We start from the raw sequence: 15,885 nt of genomic DNA on the forward strand, positions 1-15,885 counted from the left end.
GAATGGTGCGGCCCCTCGTGTCTCTCCTCCAATCGCTGCAAAGCCTTGCAATGAGGCTGGTACTGCGGCGCGTCTCGCTATGCCTGCTCGCGCTGTCCTTATTTCTTGGCGTGCAGGTAACGGCGCTTGCCCAGTCGGACGGCGATCTCACCCATTCGCAAGCCGCCGGCGCTTTTCCTGAAAAGCTGACCGTCGGCGTTCTCGCGGACCGCTGGCTGCCGTTCGAGGCACTTCAGGACGGTGAGCTCACCGGTATGAGCGTCGACTATCTGCGCGCACTCGTCGGGCCGAATGTCGTCATCGAAGCCGAGGCATTTCCAGACATGCCGCAGCTACTTGCCGCTGCATGCGCCGGAAAAGTCGATTTGTTGATGAGTCTTGCGCGAACGCCCGAGCGCGAACGTTGCATCAGTTTTACCGCGCCGTATTTTCGTTCATCCACTTCAGCGGTGGTGCGCCGGGAGAGTGACGACTATGACGGGCCCGCCCGGCTCGCCGGTGCGCGCATCGCGGTAGAGAAAGGTTATGCGCGCGAGCGCGCAATGCGCGACCGGTTCCCGCGCGCCGAAATCAATACCTTCGCCACAACGCATGCCGCACTCTCCGCGGTGGCTCAAGGCGAGGCCGACATTTACTTCGGCTTTACTCCCACGGTGCGGTATGCACTAGGCACGGACGAGTTCCGTCGTCTGCGTGTTGCTTTCGAGGAAACCAGCAAGACTGCCGATCTGCGCTTTGGCGTACCCCGAAGCCGCGCCGCATTGCGAGACGAACTCGATCACGCGCTTACGCGCATCAAATCGGCCGACGACGCAGCAATTCGCGCGCGCTGGCTATCGGGCAATTTCGACGCGACATCCGCGTCCAGCGTGTATCGGCTTGCACTGACGTCTCAAGAGCAGGCCTGGCTCCGTTCGCTGCCTCCAATACAAGTTGGTTTCGACAACGATTGGCCACCGTTCAGCTATGTCGACGAGGCCGGGCGGCCCGCTGGCATTGCAGCGGATTATCTGGCGTATCTGAGTCGTACGCTCGGCGTCGTGTTCAACCGCGCGCGCACCGGCGACTGGCCCGCCACGGTCGACGCGTTTCAAGGCGGGCAGTTGGCGATGCTCGCCACCGCCTCCAGTAGCGACCCGCGTTTAAAAAACGCACGGCACACGCGGACATACGAAAGTTATCCGTTTGTGATCGTCGGGCGGGAAGACGAGCCGGCCGCACGCTCACTCAATGATTTTGCGTCGCGCCGCATCGTCGTCTCCGCGCATGTCGCCGGAGCGGTTCCCCTCGCGTTCAAGCAAATTCCTGCAGACCAAGTCGCTGTTGCGCCCAGCCTGGACGACGGACTCCACATGGTCGAAACCGGCGAGGCCGATGTTTTGGTCGGCAACGTGGCAGCCATCGACATCCTGCTGAAGGAGCGTTACGCCGGCGTGCTCAAGATTCTTGGTACGGTCGGCGAATCGGACCGCCTCGGCTTCGCGGTCCGCGCAAATCTGGGCCCGCTCGCGGGTCTGATCGACCGCGCCTTGCTGGCCATGCCGCCCGCCGAAAAGCAGCGCATTCGCCAAAAGTGGGTCACCGGCAATGCGCCGGAAACCCGGCTATGGAGCGTTAACGCAGTGCGTCTGCTGCCGCTGCTGATTGGCATCGGCGTCGTGTTGCTGGTCACGCTGCGTGCTTATCTGTTGCTGCAACGCGAAGTGAAGCTGCGCAAGGAGACGGAGCGGCAACTCGAGACGCAGTTGAACTTCCAGGAAACCATGATGAAGATGGTTCCCTATCCGCTCGTTGCCAAGGATCTGAACGGCCGCTACATCGCCGTCAATCAGGCTTATGAAGAGGCGTGCGGAATGCCCCGCGAAGCGGTCATCGGGCGTACGACCACCGATGTCCACACCTGGGGCGAAGCCAACAGCGGCGTGCTCGACGACATGGCGCACGAGGTGCTGCAACATGGCGAGACGGCGAAGATGGAACTGCAGTTCGAGCGCAGCCCCGGCGATTTGCGGCATGGCCTGTTCTGGACGAGCCTCTGTCGTAACAGCGACGGTCAACCGGTCTGCGTGCTTGGAACGATGGTCGACATTACCGACATCCGGCGCGCCGAAATGCGCGCACGCGAAACAGAGCGGCGTCTGTTTGATGTCACGCGGTCGTTGCCAGCGGTGGTATTTCAACTGCGTCGTACCGTTGACGGTGTTTATTCGTTTCCCTACTTCGGCGGCGACCCCCGGCATCTGTTGGGTGGTCTGGATCTTTCTCAGATAGAGCGCGACGACGTCGATTTCCGGTGGATATACAAGCAGGACCGGCCATTGGTGCTGGCCGAACTGGAACGCTCGGCACACGCCGAAACGCCGGTGCATATCGAGTTTCGCTTCGAAACCGAACGTGGCCTTTATTGGGCGCGCGCGGAGTTGGTGCCGCGCCGTGAGCCGGACGGCAGCGTCGTGTGGAGCGGTTACTGGGTGGACGTGAGCGTGGAGCGCGCGCGCTCCGAGGAACTCGCGCGAGCGCGCGACATGGCCGAGGCGGCTTCGCGCGCCAAGGACGACTTTTTCGCCATGATGAGCCACGAAATCCGTACGCCGATGAACGGCGTGCTCGGTCTCGTCGAAGTGCTGGAACGCACGCCGCTCAATAACGATCAAGGCGAAATGCTGAGCATGATCCACGAGTCGGCCGGCGCGCTACTGCAGATTCTGGACGACTTGCTCGACTATTCGAAAATCGAAGCGGGACGGCTCACGATCGAAGCCGAACCCCTCGACATCCGCGAACTGGTCGACAACTCGGTTGGCTTGCTCGCGGGCCGAGCGCATGAAAAGGGTTTGAAAGTGCGCGTGGACATCGCGCCCGAAGTCGCCGCCACACTTCGAGGCGACAGCGTGCGACTGCGGCAGATTCTATTCAACCTGCTCGGCAACGCCATCAAGTTTACGTCGGAGGGCGAGGTCGAAGTATGCGTGTCGGTCGTCGCGCAAGCCGCCGGCGCTCAGACGCTGGAAGTCATCGTGGCGGACACGGGCATCGGCATCGCGCCGGAGGTGCAGGCCAAACTCTTCGAGCCGTTCGTGCAAGCTGAATCGTCCACCACGCGCCGCTTCGGGGGCACTGGCCTTGGGCTGACGATCTGCCGTAAGCTGATCGACCTCATGAACGGCTCACTCGCACTGCGCAGTGAACCGGGGGCGGGAACACGCATGATCGTGCGGCTCACCATGCCTGTCGAAACTGAGCGCTATTGCGCTGGCGGCTTGCGCGGCAAGCGCGGTGTCGTGGCCATTGGCGACGCACGCGTCGCTCAGGCTTTGATGCATTTTGGCGAGGCGCTTGGGCTCAAACTGCGCCGCGTCTCACCCGATGCCGCGGAACTGCGCGAGCGCGCCGCGCTGGCAGACGTGGACCTGCTTTTCGTGAGCGAGAACGTGAGGTTGCCGGCAGGCGGCAGCCTAGGCTCACGCGTCATTTGCCTGACCGAAAAGCCGAAGCCGACGGGCTACCGCATTTTCGACGACAACGTACGCGTCAGCATCAACCCCATTTCGTGGCGCGGACTCGGTGCCGCATGCGCCGCCGCGTTGGCGGGACTGCCGTCGGTGGCTCAGCGCCCGGCGGGCAAGCCGCGCGCGGCCGAGGGCTGCACCGTGCCGCCGGACCGTGAAAGCGCCATTGCCAGCGGCCGCCTGATTCTGGTGGCGGAAGATCACCCGGTCAATCAGGAGTTGATCCGTCATCAACTGGCTTTGCTCGGCTTTGCATGCGACGTGGCGAACGACGGTGCGGAGGCGTTGGTCGCGTTGGAACGCACGAGCTATGGATGCCTGATCACGGATTGCCATATGCCGAACCTGTCCGGCTATGAACTCACGCGGCGCATCCGCGAGCGGGAGCACGGTGGCGCGCAGCGTCTACCCATTCTCGGTATCACGGCGAACACCGCGCCCGAAGACCTGAATCTATGTCGCGATGCGGGCATGGACGACTGCCTCGTCAAGCCGACCCGGCTCGCCACGCTGCGCGACTACCTGAGCCGCTGGTTCGGCCCCGACAGCGCGTGGCAAGCCGCTCCCATTGAAACGGTGAGCACCCCGGCAGTCGCAGGGCCGGATGTTCACGGCGTCACAGAGCCATTTGTTCCAGTCGACCTGGCGCACATGACGCAGTTGTGGGGTAGCGAATCGACCGTCAAGGCGTTGCTCGACTCGTTTGTCTCGTCCGTGCGCGAGGACGTGGAGGCGTTGTCGCCACTGGTCGAAAGCGCTGAGATTGGGCGCGTGCGGGAGTGGCTGCATAGGGTGGCCGGGGCAGCGAGCGTGCTGCAATACCCGCCGCTGCTCAATGCGCTGGACGAATATCGTCGAGATATCACCGTCAAGCCACCGGAACGCGTGCGCAGTGAGGGGCTGATATTGATCACCAAGTGCCAGGTCATGCTGGATCGAATCGAGCAGCAGGCCGCCTTGCTCGCGTGACATTGCACCGCTTGGGCGGCGCGGTGCCGTTCCTCGCTACAGGTGTGACCGAAAAGAGGACTGAGCAAAACAAATCCAACAATGAGCAGACGAAAAAAAACGCGGCCGAAGCCGCGTTAAGGTTTGGAGACATCCTTCGATGAAGGAGTCACTTCTCGCAGTCGGAAGCATAACTCGGATAGCGCTAACCATTCGTTTCGAAATCCGCAATTAACTGTTTGAGGAAATCGACGAAGGCGTTGCTCGAATCCGCTCGAGGTTGCGCTTATTCAGGAGCGGACGAGAGTCGCGCGAGCGGCCTGATGCGTTTCGATACCACGGATAACTACGAAACCAGCGAGCGCTATGAATTAGCATCTGCGCTCACGATAGTCAGGCCCCTGTGCCGCGACCTATACAGCGCTTGCTCACCCACCATCCGCGCAAACGTATTCAAGAATTTTGCACTAGTATGTGGTGGCTCCGCGCAGCCGAAACGTCGGTGCGGCGGTGCATCAAGTCCGGAGAAGACCATGATTGTGCTTCGAAAACTGAACCTTGCCGTGGTGCTGTGGGTGTTGGCGTCGGGCGTCGCCTTCGCGGATACGGTGGCCTTGAAAGCGGATCTTGAGCCGTCGAGCGAGGTGCCGCCGCGAGTGAGTCATGGGCACGGCACGTTGAACGCCACGTTCGATACGTCGACCAAATCGCTGCAATGGACGATCAGCTATGAAGGATTGAGCGGCCCGGTCACCGCCGCGCATTTCCACGGCCCCGCTCCAGTGGGCCAGAACGCCAAGCCTCAGGTGCCAATAGGAAAGAGCGCGCTTGGCAGCCCCATCAAGGGATCGGCGGCGCTCACCGAACAGCAGGTCACCGATCTGATGGCGGGCCAGTGGTACTTCAATATCCACACAGCACAGAATCCGACGGGCGAAATTCGCGGGCAGGTGTTGCCGGCGAACTAGGCCGGATCGAAAGAAGCGCATTCGGGAAAGCGGGCGCTTTTAGAGATTAGAATCGCTCGCCCATCGCCGCAACCGCGAACGCACGTACCATGACGGGACACTAGCGAAGGAGCGTGTCCCGATGAGTTGGCAAAGCGCACTCGCCTGCTGGATTTTGCGCAGGCAGTTTCGGCCAGAAACCCTCAAGCCGCGTATCGATGTCGAGAGAGCGCGGGCGTTGACCGCCAAGCGCGTCTGGTCACCGCGGGTTCCCGCCGGCTGGCGTCTGCGAGAGTTGTACGGCCCGCATGATCGGCCGCTGCGCGGGGAGTGGATAGAGCGCGCCGGCGGCAAACCAGCGCCCAGCGCTGAACCGACCGTACTGTATTGCCACGGCGGCGGCTATTACTTCTGTTCGCCGCTCACGCATCGTTCGCTAGTGTTCGGTCTTGCAACGCGCGCCAACTCCCCGGTCTTTTCGCTCGACTATCGCCTCGCACCCGAACATCCCTTCCCGGCGGCGCTCGACGACGCCACCGCAGCCTATCGCAAGATAATCGCCGATGGCGTGCCGCCCGAGTCGATTGTGATCGCGGGCGATTCCGCGGGCGGCGGCCTCGCACTCGCCACGTTGATCGCGCTTCGCGACGCCGGCGATCCCATGCCGGCCGGTGGTCTACTGTTCTCGCCGTGGACCGATCTGGCCGCTGCCAGCGCCAGTATTCGCACCAACGACAGTCGCGATCCGATGTTTTGCGGCGCCGCGATCGAGCGGGCCGCGAAGGTCTATCTCGGCGACACGCCGGCCACGCATCCGTACGCTTCGCCGGTTTATGCCGAACTGCACGGTTTGCCGCCGCTCTTCATCATGGCGGGCAGCACCGAGGTGTTGCTGGACGACTCGCGACGCGTCGCCGACAACGCGCGCGCAGCGGGCGTCGACTGCGAATTCGAGGTATGGAAGAAGATGCCGCATGTGTGGCCGCTGTTCACGCCGTTCATGCCCGAGGCGAATCGCGCGCTCGACGGCGCCGCGGCCTTCGTGCGGCGCGTCACGAACCGCGCCACGAACGCCGCTCAGCCAGCGAGCGCGATGTCGATCGTCTGATAGGCGGCCTCGACCGTTTCGTGGCCGTACTGCCTTTCCAGCCGCCGCACGGTGAAATGACCGTGCGCGACCTGCTGGAAGTGGTCGATGAACACGGTATTGACCATCGCGCCGAGCACGGCGCCGATCGCCGGAATCGACTTGGCGGCGATCTGTTCGCTCACCTGCACAGAAAAACGCGCGGCAATCGTATGAAGCAGGCGCAGCAAGGCTGCGGAACCGTGCGCGGTGAAACCCTTGGTCGCGATTTCAGATGACGCTTTCGACACCGCCTGCGCCAGCGCGCCGCGCATGATGAAGTAACCGAAGTCGGCGTCGTCGTCGGCAGTGGACGTGCCGCCCATGCCCAGCACCGTCAGACACTGCAGTTGCGTATCGATCGAGGTCAGGTCTTCGCCCTCGCTGCGCGCGATGTCGCAGATCGAGCGGAACATGAGCGTGGTCGTGATCGGCAACTCGACGGGCAGCGCGAACAGGCCGAAGGCGCCGCCGGCGGCGCCGGTGGTCGCCACTGCGAACTTGTGCAGCAGGTTGCTCGGCTTGTCGGGCGCGGCGAGCGGCGCAGCGCTGTCTTGCCGCCCCAACGTGCGCAGCGCGATCGCGAGGCACTTGCGCAATGCCAGTTCCGTTGCATCGGCGATCTTTTCGTTGGCGAACGCCGGCATGCGCGCGAGCAGTTTCTCCAGCGGCGCACCGACGATACTCGCCAGCTTCATCGCCAGCGCGGGGCTTTCCAACTCGTGTTTCGCGCGCCGCAGCGCGTTCAGGTCTTCGTCCGATAAGGATTGTGCTGCGAGCGAACTCTGCTCCATATGCCTCCCTGGCATCATTTGTTGACTATTTGCGGTCGATAGTCCGTTCAGTGACGGCCCGCGCACGGTCCAGCTTAGAGCATGGCCTCGTGGTATGATTCCCCATCATTTGACAAGTCAACTGTTGCGTCCGCAAAAATGGCTGTCCATACCGCTGCCCACCATTCGAGTGGGCAAGTCTTACCTTTCCGCGAATCGCTGCTGGCAATGCTCGGCATTTCCTTCGTCACGATGCTGGTCGCGCTCGACCAGACCGTGGTCGGCACCGCATTGCCCACGATCGTCGCCGAACTCAAGGGCTTCGAACTCTACGCATGGGTCGCCACGTCGTATCTGCTGACCTCGGTGATCACGGTGCCGATCTTCGGCCGTCTTGGCGACTACTACGGACGCAAGCCCTTCGTGATCGCGTCGATCGTCGTGTTCACGGGCGCGTCGGTACTGTGCGGCGCCGCCGACAACATGCTGTTCCTCGTGCTGGCGCGCGGGCTGCAAGGCATCGGCGGCGGCATGCTGGTCGGGACGGCCTTCGCTTGCATTCCCGACCTCTTCCCCGACTCGGTCGTGCGCCTGCGCTGGCAGGTGTTGATGAGCTCCGCATTTGGGATCGCGAACGCAGTGGGGCCGTCGCTCGGCGGTTTCCTCACGCAGTATTACGGCTGGCGCTCGGTGTTCTATGTGAATCTGCCCGTCGGTCTGCTGTCGCTATTTTTCGTCTGGCGCTTCCTGCCGCATCTGCGGCATGTCGAGCACGAAGGCAAGATGCGGCTCGACTGGCCGGGCGCGGTGCTGATCGCGGTGGCGCTCGGCTCGCTGCAACTCTTCGTCGAATTGCTGCCGAAGCACGGCGTCACGTTCAGCGCGTTTGCGCTGCTTGCGTTGAGCATCGCTTCGGCCTACGCGCTGTGGCAGTGGGAAAAGCGCTGCCCGACCGCGATCCTGCCGGTCGACATGTTTCGCAACCGCAGCCTCGCCGCGCTCTTCACGCTCGCGGTGCTGGGCGGCTTCACGATGTTCTCGCTGCTGTTTTACGCGCCGTTGCTGTTCCAGGGCGGCTTCGGCATGTCGCCGAAAGAAGCGGGGTTCGTCATCACGCCGCTCGTCGTGTTCATCACGATCGGCAGCATCGCCAACGGGCGCATCGTTTCTCGCGTGCGCAACCCGAATCTGATGCTATACGTCGGCTTTGCGCTGGTCGCGCTCGCGTGCCTCGGCATGGTGGTGGCGACGCGTTCCATGCCGCAATGGCTACTGATGTCGTTCATGATGGTCGGCGGCCTCGGGCTCGGTTTCGTGATGCCCAACCTCACGATCTTTGCGCAGCAGACGGCCGGTCGCGAACATCTCGGCATCGCCACGGCGCTGCTGCAGTCGTTGCGGATGATCGGCGGCATGATCGGCACGGCGCTCACCGGCACGCTGGTGAGCCACATGTACGCAAGCGGCGTGCGCAGCGCGCTGGAAAACGATCGCGCATCGCAATGGTTCGCCGATCTGGGCGATCCGCAAATCCTGATCAATCGTGACGCGCAAAGCGCCGTGCTCGGCCAGTTGACGCATGCCGGCCACGACGGCGCGATGCTGCTCGAAAGCGCGCGCGAGGCGCTCGTCGCGGCGATTCATCTGGGTCTCGCGCTGGCGGCGATCATCGCCGTGGTGTCGGTGTGGCAAAGCCGCCGCGTTCCGCCGATCAAGCTCCAGCGCAAGCTCGAGCCGGTGGTTCACGCGGACTGATTTTTTAGACTTACCGTTTTACTGACAAATCATGGAAGAACAGGACCGCGTCGCCGTCATGCAGCAATTCGGCCGCACTTATCGGGCGTTCATGTCGGCATTCGAGGCGCACGTCGGCCACCCGTTGCCGCGCTGGCGCATTCTGCTCGCGCTGCACGAGCAGGCGGGCGAGTCGTCGCAGAAGCGGCTGGTCGAGCGCTTGCGGGTCGATCCGGGCGCGCTCACGCGGCAGTTGAAAACGCTGGAGGGATTAGGCTGGATTGCGCGCAGCATGGATACGCGCGATAACCGCGTGACCAACGTGCGCTTGACCGAAGCGGGACTCTCGGCAACCGAAGCGAGCCTGCCGCGTCGCAATGCCTTTTTGCACGACACGATGGTCGCGTTGCCGGACGACGCGCTGAGCGCGCTGTCCGGCGCGTTGAAGATGCTGGAAGCGCGGATCGGTGAAGTGGCGGCGACGGCCGGCGTTACCGATCCGGCTGGTTCTTCTCAGGTGTCTGAAGCGGCGGTGAACAACGAGGGATCGCCGCGATAACCGGCGCGATCGCGACTGCATCAGGCGGTCGGCGACAACCGCGCGGCGCGCCACGTTGCCGTGAAACGCGCCGTTCTCGTCAAGATCAGAAGAACGTCTCGATCACTTCCGTGACCCGATACGACGGATCGACCACCAGCACCTGGCGCCACTTGTCGAACGTCAAGCACGGGTGCGAGATGTCGAACGCGATCATGTCGCCCACTTTGAGATCGGCGCCTGCGGGAATCCGCAGATAGGCGTGCTGGTCCATCAAGCCGAAAATCTCCCAGCCTTCGCTCGCCGCGATGTCGCGCGGCGCTTCGTTGCCCGGACGATAGTGGCGCGCCGGCTCCGGCATGCCGGCGTCGAACGCGGAGTCGCGCTTGCCCAGACCGATGATCGCGCGATCCGGCTCGGGAATCGACTGCACGTACGCCCATAGTTGCAACGCGGGGAGCAAGCCTTCGCCCATTTTCTTCGCGACCGGATTGCGCGCAAGGATGTCTGTCTGCGCCTTGCGGTAGATGCCGACGTCATGCGTCAGATAGCAGCCGGGACGTAGCACGACCTCGACCTTACCGGCTTCCGAGGCCTTCACGAATTCTTCCGCGACCACGTCGTACCACGCCGACCCCGCGCCGGACAACACCGCCGGCGTGCGAGCAAACCTCCCTTCGTCGACGAGTTTGCGCGTGAGCGCGACCGCGCTTTGCAGGAACGCGCGCACTTCGTGCTCTTCCTTCAACACGCCTTCGTACAACTCCACACCGGCGAGCTTCAATATGTTCGGATAACGCGCGATCGCGGAGAGCACCGCGTTGCGCTGTGCTTCGTCGCGCACGCCGGTGCGGCCGCCCGGCACACCGAGTTCGAGCAGCACCTGCAGCGGCTTGCGCACCGACGTGAAAAACTGGCCCAACTGATCGACGCCTTCAACCGAATCGACGAGGCAGAAGAATTCGAAATCCGGATCGCTCAGCAACTCGGCGACCATCATCATGTTGCGGCGGCCGACCAGTTGATTGGCCATCAAAATGCGCGAGACGCCGCCGTGATACGCCGCGCGCACCTGGTGCGCGGTGGCGAGCGTGATGCCCCACGCGCCGGTTTCCAGTTGACGCCGGAACAGTTGCGGCGCCATGGTGGTCTTGCCGTGCGGCGCGAGCTTGACGCCGTATTCCGCGACGAACGCCTGCATCCACTTCAGGTTGTGTTCCACGCGATCCGCGTATAGCACCGCGGCGGGCAGGCTCACGTCTTCGTTCAGCAGATTCCACTCGAGGCGCGCTGCATCCGTGAGCTGGATGCTGGTGCCCGGCACCATGCCGAGACCTTTGCTATAAGGATCAATCGTTGCGCCCTGATAGTTTGTAACTTTCATGTCACCCAGCTCCATCGTCCGGTTAAATTGAATCAGATTTGACTTTATCATGTTACCGAAAGTACGATGGATGAAGAAATGTTATTTAGTACCACGGCTTTGCGCCGGCTCGATATGAGCCGGTGCGCGGCCTTCCACGCTCTGCAATGAACTCAACCGCCGAACCGCTCGCTTTCGACATCGTCGCGCGCATCGCCGAATGCGCGCCGGAATTGCGCTCGGCCGAACGCAAGGTCGCCGCGCTGATTCTCGACGATCTCACCGGCGCGTCGCGCGCCAGCATCGGCGCGCTCGCACAGCAGGCGCAGGTGAGTGTCGCGACCGTCACGCGCTTTGCCAAGGCGGTCGGTTGCCGCGACGTGCGCGAACTGAAACTGCGGCTCGCGCAGGCCGCGGCGGTCGGCCAGCGGTTTCTGCAACCGGGCGGCGCCGTCGGCGCGCCCGAGCCGATCGCCACCCGCGTGTTCGACGAATTGCAGACCGCGCTTGCGCATAACCATCAGTTGCTGCGCCAGGCGCCGCTCGGCGAAGCGGCCGCCGCCTTGCGCGCGGCGCGCATGATCTACGTATTCGGCATGGGAGGCGGCTCGACCGCCCTGGCCGACGAAATGCGCTTCAGGCTGGTGCGTCTCGGCCGGCCGGTCGCGACCTATCAGGACGGCTTGTTGCAGCGCATGGTCGCCAGCACCGTATCGCGCGACTGCGTGGTGCTCGCGCTGTCCACCACCGGGCGCGTGCCCGAGATGGTCGAGAACTGCAAGATCGCGCGCAGCTACGGCGCGACCGTGATCGCGCTGACCGCGCCGGCCTCGCCGCTCGCGAAGCTTGCGGAATGGGTGATTCCGATCGTCGCGTTCGAGACCGATTTCATTTACAAGCCGTCGTCGTCACGTTACGCGATGATGATGGCGCTCGATGTGCTCGTCACCGAGCTTGCCGTCAGTCAGGGTGACGAGAGCCGCGAATTGCTGCGCCGCATGAAGCACGCGCTCGACGCGCACCGCGGCGGCGGCGATCGACAACCGTTAGGAGACTGATCCATGCATTCGCATCCTGAAGCCGCCGACACACTGATCGTTGGCGCGCAACTATACGACGGCACGGGCGCGCCGCCCGTCGAGCGCGACGTCGCGATCCGCGACGGCCACATTGTCGCGATCGGCAATCTGTCGAACTGGCTCGCCGAAGAGGTGATCGAGGCCAACGGCCGTGCATTGGCGCCCGGTTTCATCGACGTCCATACGCACGACGACACGCACGTGATCCGCTCGCCGCAAATGCTGCCGAAGATCACGCAGGGCGTGACGACGGTGATCGTCGGCAACTGCGGCATCAGCGCCGCGCCGGTTTCGCTGAAGGGCGATCCGCCCGATCCGATGAATCTGCTCGGCGAGCGCGACGCCTTTCAATACCCGACTTTTGCCGCTTACGTCGAAGCGGTGAACGCCGCGCGCCCGGCGGTGAATGTGGGCGCGCTGATCGGCCACACGGCGTTGCGCAGCAATCAGATGGACCGGCTCGATCGCGCGGCCACGCCGCAAGAAATCGAAGGCATGCGCGCTCAGTTGGAAGAGGCGTTGTCGCACGGCGCGCTGGGTTTGAGTTCGGGTCTCGCCTACGGCTCGGCCTTCGCTGCGCCCACCGAGGAGGTGATGGCCTTGGCCGAACCGCTCGCCGCCGCCGGCGCGCTGTACACGACGCACATGCGCACCGAATTCGACGCGATTCTCGACGCGATGGACGAAGCGTATCGCGTGGGACGTCACGCGCACGTGCCGGTGGTGATTTCGCATCTGAAGTGCGCGGGTCCGTCGAACTGGGGACGCAGCGAAGAAGTGCTGAAGTCGCTGGAAGGCGCGCGCCGCATGCAGCCGATCGGCTGCGACTGCTATCCGTACAACCGCAGTTCATCGACGCTCGATCTGAAGCAGGTGAGCGGCGACATCGACATCACGATCACATGGTCCGAGCCGCATCCCGAGATGGCCGGCAAGCTGTTGAAAGAGATCGCCGCCGAGTGGAGCATCACGCAGCAGGAGGCGGGCAAGCGTCTGCAGCCCGCGGGCGCCGTCTATCACAACATGTCCGAGGAGGACGTGCGGCGCATCCTGTCGCATCCCGCGACGATGGTCGGCTCGGACGGCTTGCCGAACGATCCGTTGCCGCATCCGCGCCTGTGGGGCGCGTTTCCGCGCGTGCTCGGCCACTATTCGCGCGACGCCGGCTTGCTGCCGCTCGAAGAGGCGGTGCGCAAGATGACCAGCTTGTCGGCGCGTCGCTTTGGTCTCGCGCAGCGCGGCGAGGTGCATATCGGCTATCACGCGGACCTGGTGTTGTTCGATCCCGCCAAGGTGCGCGACGCGGCGACGTTCGAGAAGCCGCAGCAGGCGGCGGACGGCATCGACGCGGTGTGGGTGAACGGCGTGTTGTCATACCGCGACGGCGAAGTCACGGGCGAACGCGCAGGCAAATTCGTGGCGCGTGGCGCGGCGTCGAAAGGCGACGCGCACGGCGCATTCTGATTTTTTGATGGATCGAGGCGCGCGGCGGTTTTGCCCGTCGCGCGCGAACCTTTTGTGAGGAGTTGGACGATGAAGCGATATGGCGTTGAAGGCGGGAAGGGAACGGGCGGTCAGCATATGCCGTTTGCCCGGGCAGTCGAAGCGGATGGTTGGCTGTTCGTTTCTGGACAAACGCCGATGGAAAACGGCGAGGTGATCAACGGCGGGATCGTCGAGCAAACGCACAAGGCGATTCAGAACGTGTTCGCGATTTTGAAGGAAGCCGGCTATGGCGCGGAGCATGTCGTCCGCTGCGGCGTGTGGCTGGACGATCCGCGCGATTTCGCGTCGTTCAACAAGGTGTTTCGCGAGTACTTCGGCGACAATCCGCCGGCGCGGGCTTGTGTCGTTTCCTCGATGGTGATCGACTGTAAGGTCGAAGTGGATTGCGTGGCTTATAAAAAGCCATCGGCGTAAAGCTTTCCTCGTTCGCCGCGAGCATGGATCATCGCCCGCGGCGCGCGAGACATTGACAGGCTACTGCCGGGCGAGCCGCATATTGTCCGGCATCGGCAAGTTGTAATTGGTGCGGAACGGATTGATGTCCAGCCCGCCGCGCCGCGTGTAGCGCGCATATACCGCGAGTTTCACAGGCTTGCACGCCTTGAGCACGTCGATAAAAATCTTCTCGACGCACTGCTCGTGAAAGCCGGTGTGATTCCGATACGAGATGATGTAGCGCAGCAAGCCCGCGTGATCGATCTGCGGGCCAATGTAATGAATCTGCACGCTGCCCCAATCGGGCTGCCCGGTCACGGGACAGTTGGACTTCAGCAGATTGGAAAACAGCGTTTCCTCGACCGGCGCTTCATCCAGCGCCGCCTTCAGCAACGAAGCATCCGGCTGATAAACGTCCGTATCCAGATCCAGCCGATCCAGCGACAAGCCCTCAAACTCTTCCATCTGCAACTTGCCGAACTCGTAAGGCGCCGTTAGATGAACGGAAACCGTTGCGCCGCAAGAAGCGGACACGTCTCGCTTGATCGTCTCCCGCACCGCGTCCATCGACTCGAAAGCCGTCTGCGCGAATGAGCCGAGATACAGCTTGAACGATTTCGACTCGACGATATTCGGCGAATCGGCCGGCACGAAAAAAGTCGCCACTGCGATCTGCGGCTTGCCGCGCGCGTTCAGCCAGGAAAGCTCATAGGCATTCCAGATATCGGTGCCGAAGAAGGGCAATGGCGCACTGATGCCGATCGCCTCGCGCGCATTGCCGCGCGCGATCGGGAACAGCAGCGAAGCGTCGTATTGTTCGGTGTAAGCGGAAGGCTTACCCAGCGGTGACTGTTCAGGTGTCATGATGCGTTCACGATGCCACTCAGCACGTGCCCCGTCGCCGTCACGACGCGGGCCGATTCGCAATGGCCGATTTGGTCGTCGAAGAAAAAGTCCGGCTCGAATTCGCGCAGGAATGCGCTCTTGTCGAGGCCGCCGAGGAACATCGCTTCGTCGATTTCGATGTTCCACGCCATCAAGGTGCGGATCGCGCGCTCATGTGCGGGGGCCGAGCGCGCCGTCACCAATGCGGTACGAATATGCATGGGCGCGGCTTCGTCCGCGAGTTTTTGCAGCCGGTGCAGCGCTTCGAGCAGCGGCTTCAACGGCCCGTCCGCGAGCGGCAGGTTTTTGTTGTGAATCTCGTGTCCAATGAATGCGCGCAAGCCATCTTGCTGGAACACGCGTTCGGCTTCGTCAGAAAACAGCACGGCGTCGCCGTCGAACGCAATGCGGATTTCGTCGGGATACTTGCTCGCCATTTTCGCCGATTCGGGCAGGACGCGCGCGGCCGGAAAACCAGCGGCGAGCGCGTCGCGCACGTCGTCCTGATTCGCGGACAAAAACAGCGACGCGTTCAGCGGCTTCAGATAGCCGAACGGCGCGCGTCCGCGTGTGAACACGCCGCGCTCGATCGCCAACCCGTGTTCGCGGCACGAATGAAACGCGCGCAGTCCGCTGATCGGATCGCTGCGCGACAGGATCACCACTTCCACGCGATGCCCGCCGGCGTTCAGCGCCAGCAGCTTGCGGATCAGCGGAAACGCTACGCCCGGCTTGGCGGGCACGGTCAGGCGGTCGCGCTGCAGCGCTTCATATGCTTGCAGATCGCCTTCCTCGTACACGCGGTTCTCTTCCTCGAAGTCGAACAGCGCGCGCGACGAGATTGCCACCACCAGTTTGTCGACAAGCGAAAGAGCCATCTGCGCGTTTCAATCCCAAAAGATCAGGCGAGGAATAAGCGGTACACCGGATTGCCGGTCTCTTCCCAATACGGATACCCCAGCGTCGCGAGAAAGCGTCCGAACTCGCTGTTCTCGCTGTCGGGCACCTGAATGCCGACGAGAATCGAGCTGTAGTCCGCGCC

The 15,885-nt window shown here is 63.1% G+C and carries 12 protein-coding genes; 8 read left to right on the forward strand and 4 right to left on the reverse strand.

Annotated elements, in window-relative coordinates; genetic code table 11:
- Positions 1-50 precede the first annotated feature (50 nt).
- The 3 genes from BUE39_RS31595 (at position 51) to BUE39_RS31605 (ending at position 6,512) form a co-directional block, all read left to right on the forward strand.
- Complete coding sequence (locus tag BUE39_RS31595; protein ID WP_084561527.1) at positions 51-4,478, forward strand: ATP-binding protein; 4,428 nt, start codon at positions 51-53, stop codon at positions 4,476-4,478.
- Between the two features lie 512 nt (positions 4,479-4,990).
- Positions 4,991-5,425, forward strand: coding sequence for a CHRD domain-containing protein (locus BUE39_RS31600; protein ID WP_073432557.1), 435 nt, complete (start codon positions 4,991-4,993; stop codon positions 5,423-5,425).
- Between the two features lie 121 nt (positions 5,426-5,546).
- Positions 5,547-6,512 (forward strand): alpha/beta hydrolase, encoded by a 966-nt coding sequence (locus BUE39_RS31605; protein WP_073432558.1) that lies wholly within the window; start codon positions 5,547-5,549, stop codon positions 6,510-6,512.
- Here BUE39_RS31605 and BUE39_RS31610 read toward each other — a convergent pair.
- Entirely contained in the window at positions 6,482-7,324 is an 843-nt protein-coding gene (locus BUE39_RS31610) for an EcsC family protein (RefSeq protein ID WP_073432559.1), read from the reverse strand. The genes BUE39_RS31605 and BUE39_RS31610 overlap by 31 nt on opposite strands.
- 138 nt (positions 7,325-7,462) lie before the next feature.
- On the opposite strand from BUE39_RS31610, the gene BUE39_RS31615 reads away from it, so the two are divergent.
- Together BUE39_RS31615 and BUE39_RS31620 are read left to right on the forward strand one after the other, a co-directional pair.
- Positions 7,463-9,058, forward strand: a complete 1,596-nt coding sequence (locus tag BUE39_RS31615) for an MDR family MFS transporter (protein ID WP_073432560.1) — start codon at positions 7,463-7,465, stop codon at positions 9,056-9,058.
- A 31-nt stretch (positions 9,059-9,089) separates the two neighbouring features.
- Positions 9,090-9,596 (forward strand): MarR family winged helix-turn-helix transcriptional regulator, encoded by a 507-nt coding sequence (locus BUE39_RS31620; protein ID WP_073432561.1) that lies wholly within the window; start codon positions 9,090-9,092, stop codon positions 9,594-9,596.
- Between the two features lie 85 nt (positions 9,597-9,681).
- Here BUE39_RS31620 and BUE39_RS31625 read toward each other — a convergent pair whose 3' ends face one another.
- A complete protein-coding gene (locus tag BUE39_RS31625) occupies positions 9,682-10,959 on the reverse strand; it encodes an amino acid deaminase (protein WP_073432562.1) in 1,278 nt (425 codons plus the stop codon).
- A gap of 146 nt (positions 10,960-11,105) precedes the next feature.
- On the opposite strand from BUE39_RS31625, the gene BUE39_RS31630 reads away from it, so the two are divergent.
- The 3 genes from BUE39_RS31630 (at position 11,106) to BUE39_RS31640 (ending at position 13,937) form a co-directional block, all read left to right on the forward strand.
- A complete protein-coding gene (locus tag BUE39_RS31630; protein WP_073432563.1) occupies positions 11,106-11,996 on the forward strand; it encodes a MurR/RpiR family transcriptional regulator in 891 nt (296 codons plus the stop codon).
- Between the two features lie 3 nt (positions 11,997-11,999).
- On the forward strand, positions 12,000-13,481 hold the full coding sequence (locus BUE39_RS31635) for an N-acyl-D-amino-acid deacylase family protein (protein ID WP_073432564.1): 1,482 nt from the start codon (positions 12,000-12,002) through the stop codon (positions 13,479-13,481).
- 69 nt (positions 13,482-13,550) lie between these two features.
- A complete protein-coding gene (locus BUE39_RS31640) occupies positions 13,551-13,937 on the forward strand; it encodes a RidA family protein (RefSeq protein ID WP_073432565.1) in 387 nt (128 codons plus the stop codon).
- A gap of 60 nt (positions 13,938-13,997) precedes the next feature.
- Here BUE39_RS31640 and queF read toward each other — a convergent pair whose 3' ends face one another.
- Together queF and BUE39_RS31650 are read right to left on the reverse strand one after the other, a co-directional pair.
- The gene (gene queF / locus BUE39_RS31645; RefSeq protein ID WP_073432566.1) at positions 13,998-14,822 is read right to left on the reverse strand and encodes an NADPH-dependent 7-cyano-7-deazaguanine reductase QueF; all 825 of its coding nucleotides are present in this window, start codon (positions 14,820-14,822) and stop codon (positions 13,998-14,000) included.
- Positions 14,819-15,721, reverse strand: a complete 903-nt coding sequence (locus tag BUE39_RS31650; protein ID WP_073432567.1) for a 5'-nucleotidase — start codon at positions 15,719-15,721, stop codon at positions 14,819-14,821. Before BUE39_RS31650 ends, queF begins: the two co-directional genes overlap by 4 nt.
- Positions 15,722-15,885: the final 164 nt, after the last annotated feature.

It is taken from the genome of Paraburkholderia terricola, assembly GCF_900142195.1.
Classification (GTDB): Bacteria; Pseudomonadota; Gammaproteobacteria; order Burkholderiales; family Burkholderiaceae; genus Paraburkholderia; species Paraburkholderia terricola.

Bases quoted from the DNA above. Each gene is read 5' to 3' on its own strand.
- BUE39_RS31625 (WP_073432562.1), bottom strand. From the start codon at position 10,959: ATGAAAGTTACAAACTATCAGGGCGCAACGATTGATCCTTATAGCAAA.
- BUE39_RS31635 (WP_073432564.1), top strand. From the start codon at position 12,000: ATGCATTCGCATCCTGAAGCCGCCGACACACTGATCGTTGGCGCGCAA.
- BUE39_RS31615 (WP_073432560.1), top strand. From the start codon at position 7,463: ATGGCTGTCCATACCGCTGCCCACCATTCGAGTGGGCAAGTCTTACCT.
- BUE39_RS31605 (WP_073432558.1), top strand. From the start codon at position 5,547: ATGAGTTGGCAAAGCGCACTCGCCTGCTGGATTTTGCGCAGGCAGTTT.
- BUE39_RS31600 (WP_073432557.1), top strand. From the start codon at position 4,991: ATGATTGTGCTTCGAAAACTGAACCTTGCCGTGGTGCTGTGGGTGTTG.
- BUE39_RS31630 (WP_073432563.1), top strand. From the start codon at position 11,106: ATGAACTCAACCGCCGAACCGCTCGCTTTCGACATCGTCGCGCGCATC.
- BUE39_RS31610 (WP_073432559.1), bottom strand. From the start codon at position 7,324: ATGGAGCAGAGTTCGCTCGCAGCACAATCCTTATCGGACGAAGACCTG.
- queF (WP_073432566.1), bottom strand. From the start codon at position 14,822: ATGACACCTGAACAGTCACCGCTGGGTAAGCCTTCCGCTTACACCGAA.
- BUE39_RS31595 (WP_084561527.1), top strand. From the start codon at position 51: ATGAGGCTGGTACTGCGGCGCGTCTCGCTATGCCTGCTCGCGCTGTCC.
- BUE39_RS31640 (WP_073432565.1), top strand. From the start codon at position 13,551: ATGAAGCGATATGGCGTTGAAGGCGGGAAGGGAACGGGCGGTCAGCAT.
- BUE39_RS31650 (WP_073432567.1), bottom strand. From the start codon at position 15,721: ATGGCTCTTTCGCTTGTCGACAAACTGGTGGTGGCAATCTCGTCGCGC.
- BUE39_RS31620 (WP_073432561.1), top strand. From the start codon at position 9,090: ATGGAAGAACAGGACCGCGTCGCCGTCATGCAGCAATTCGGCCGCACT.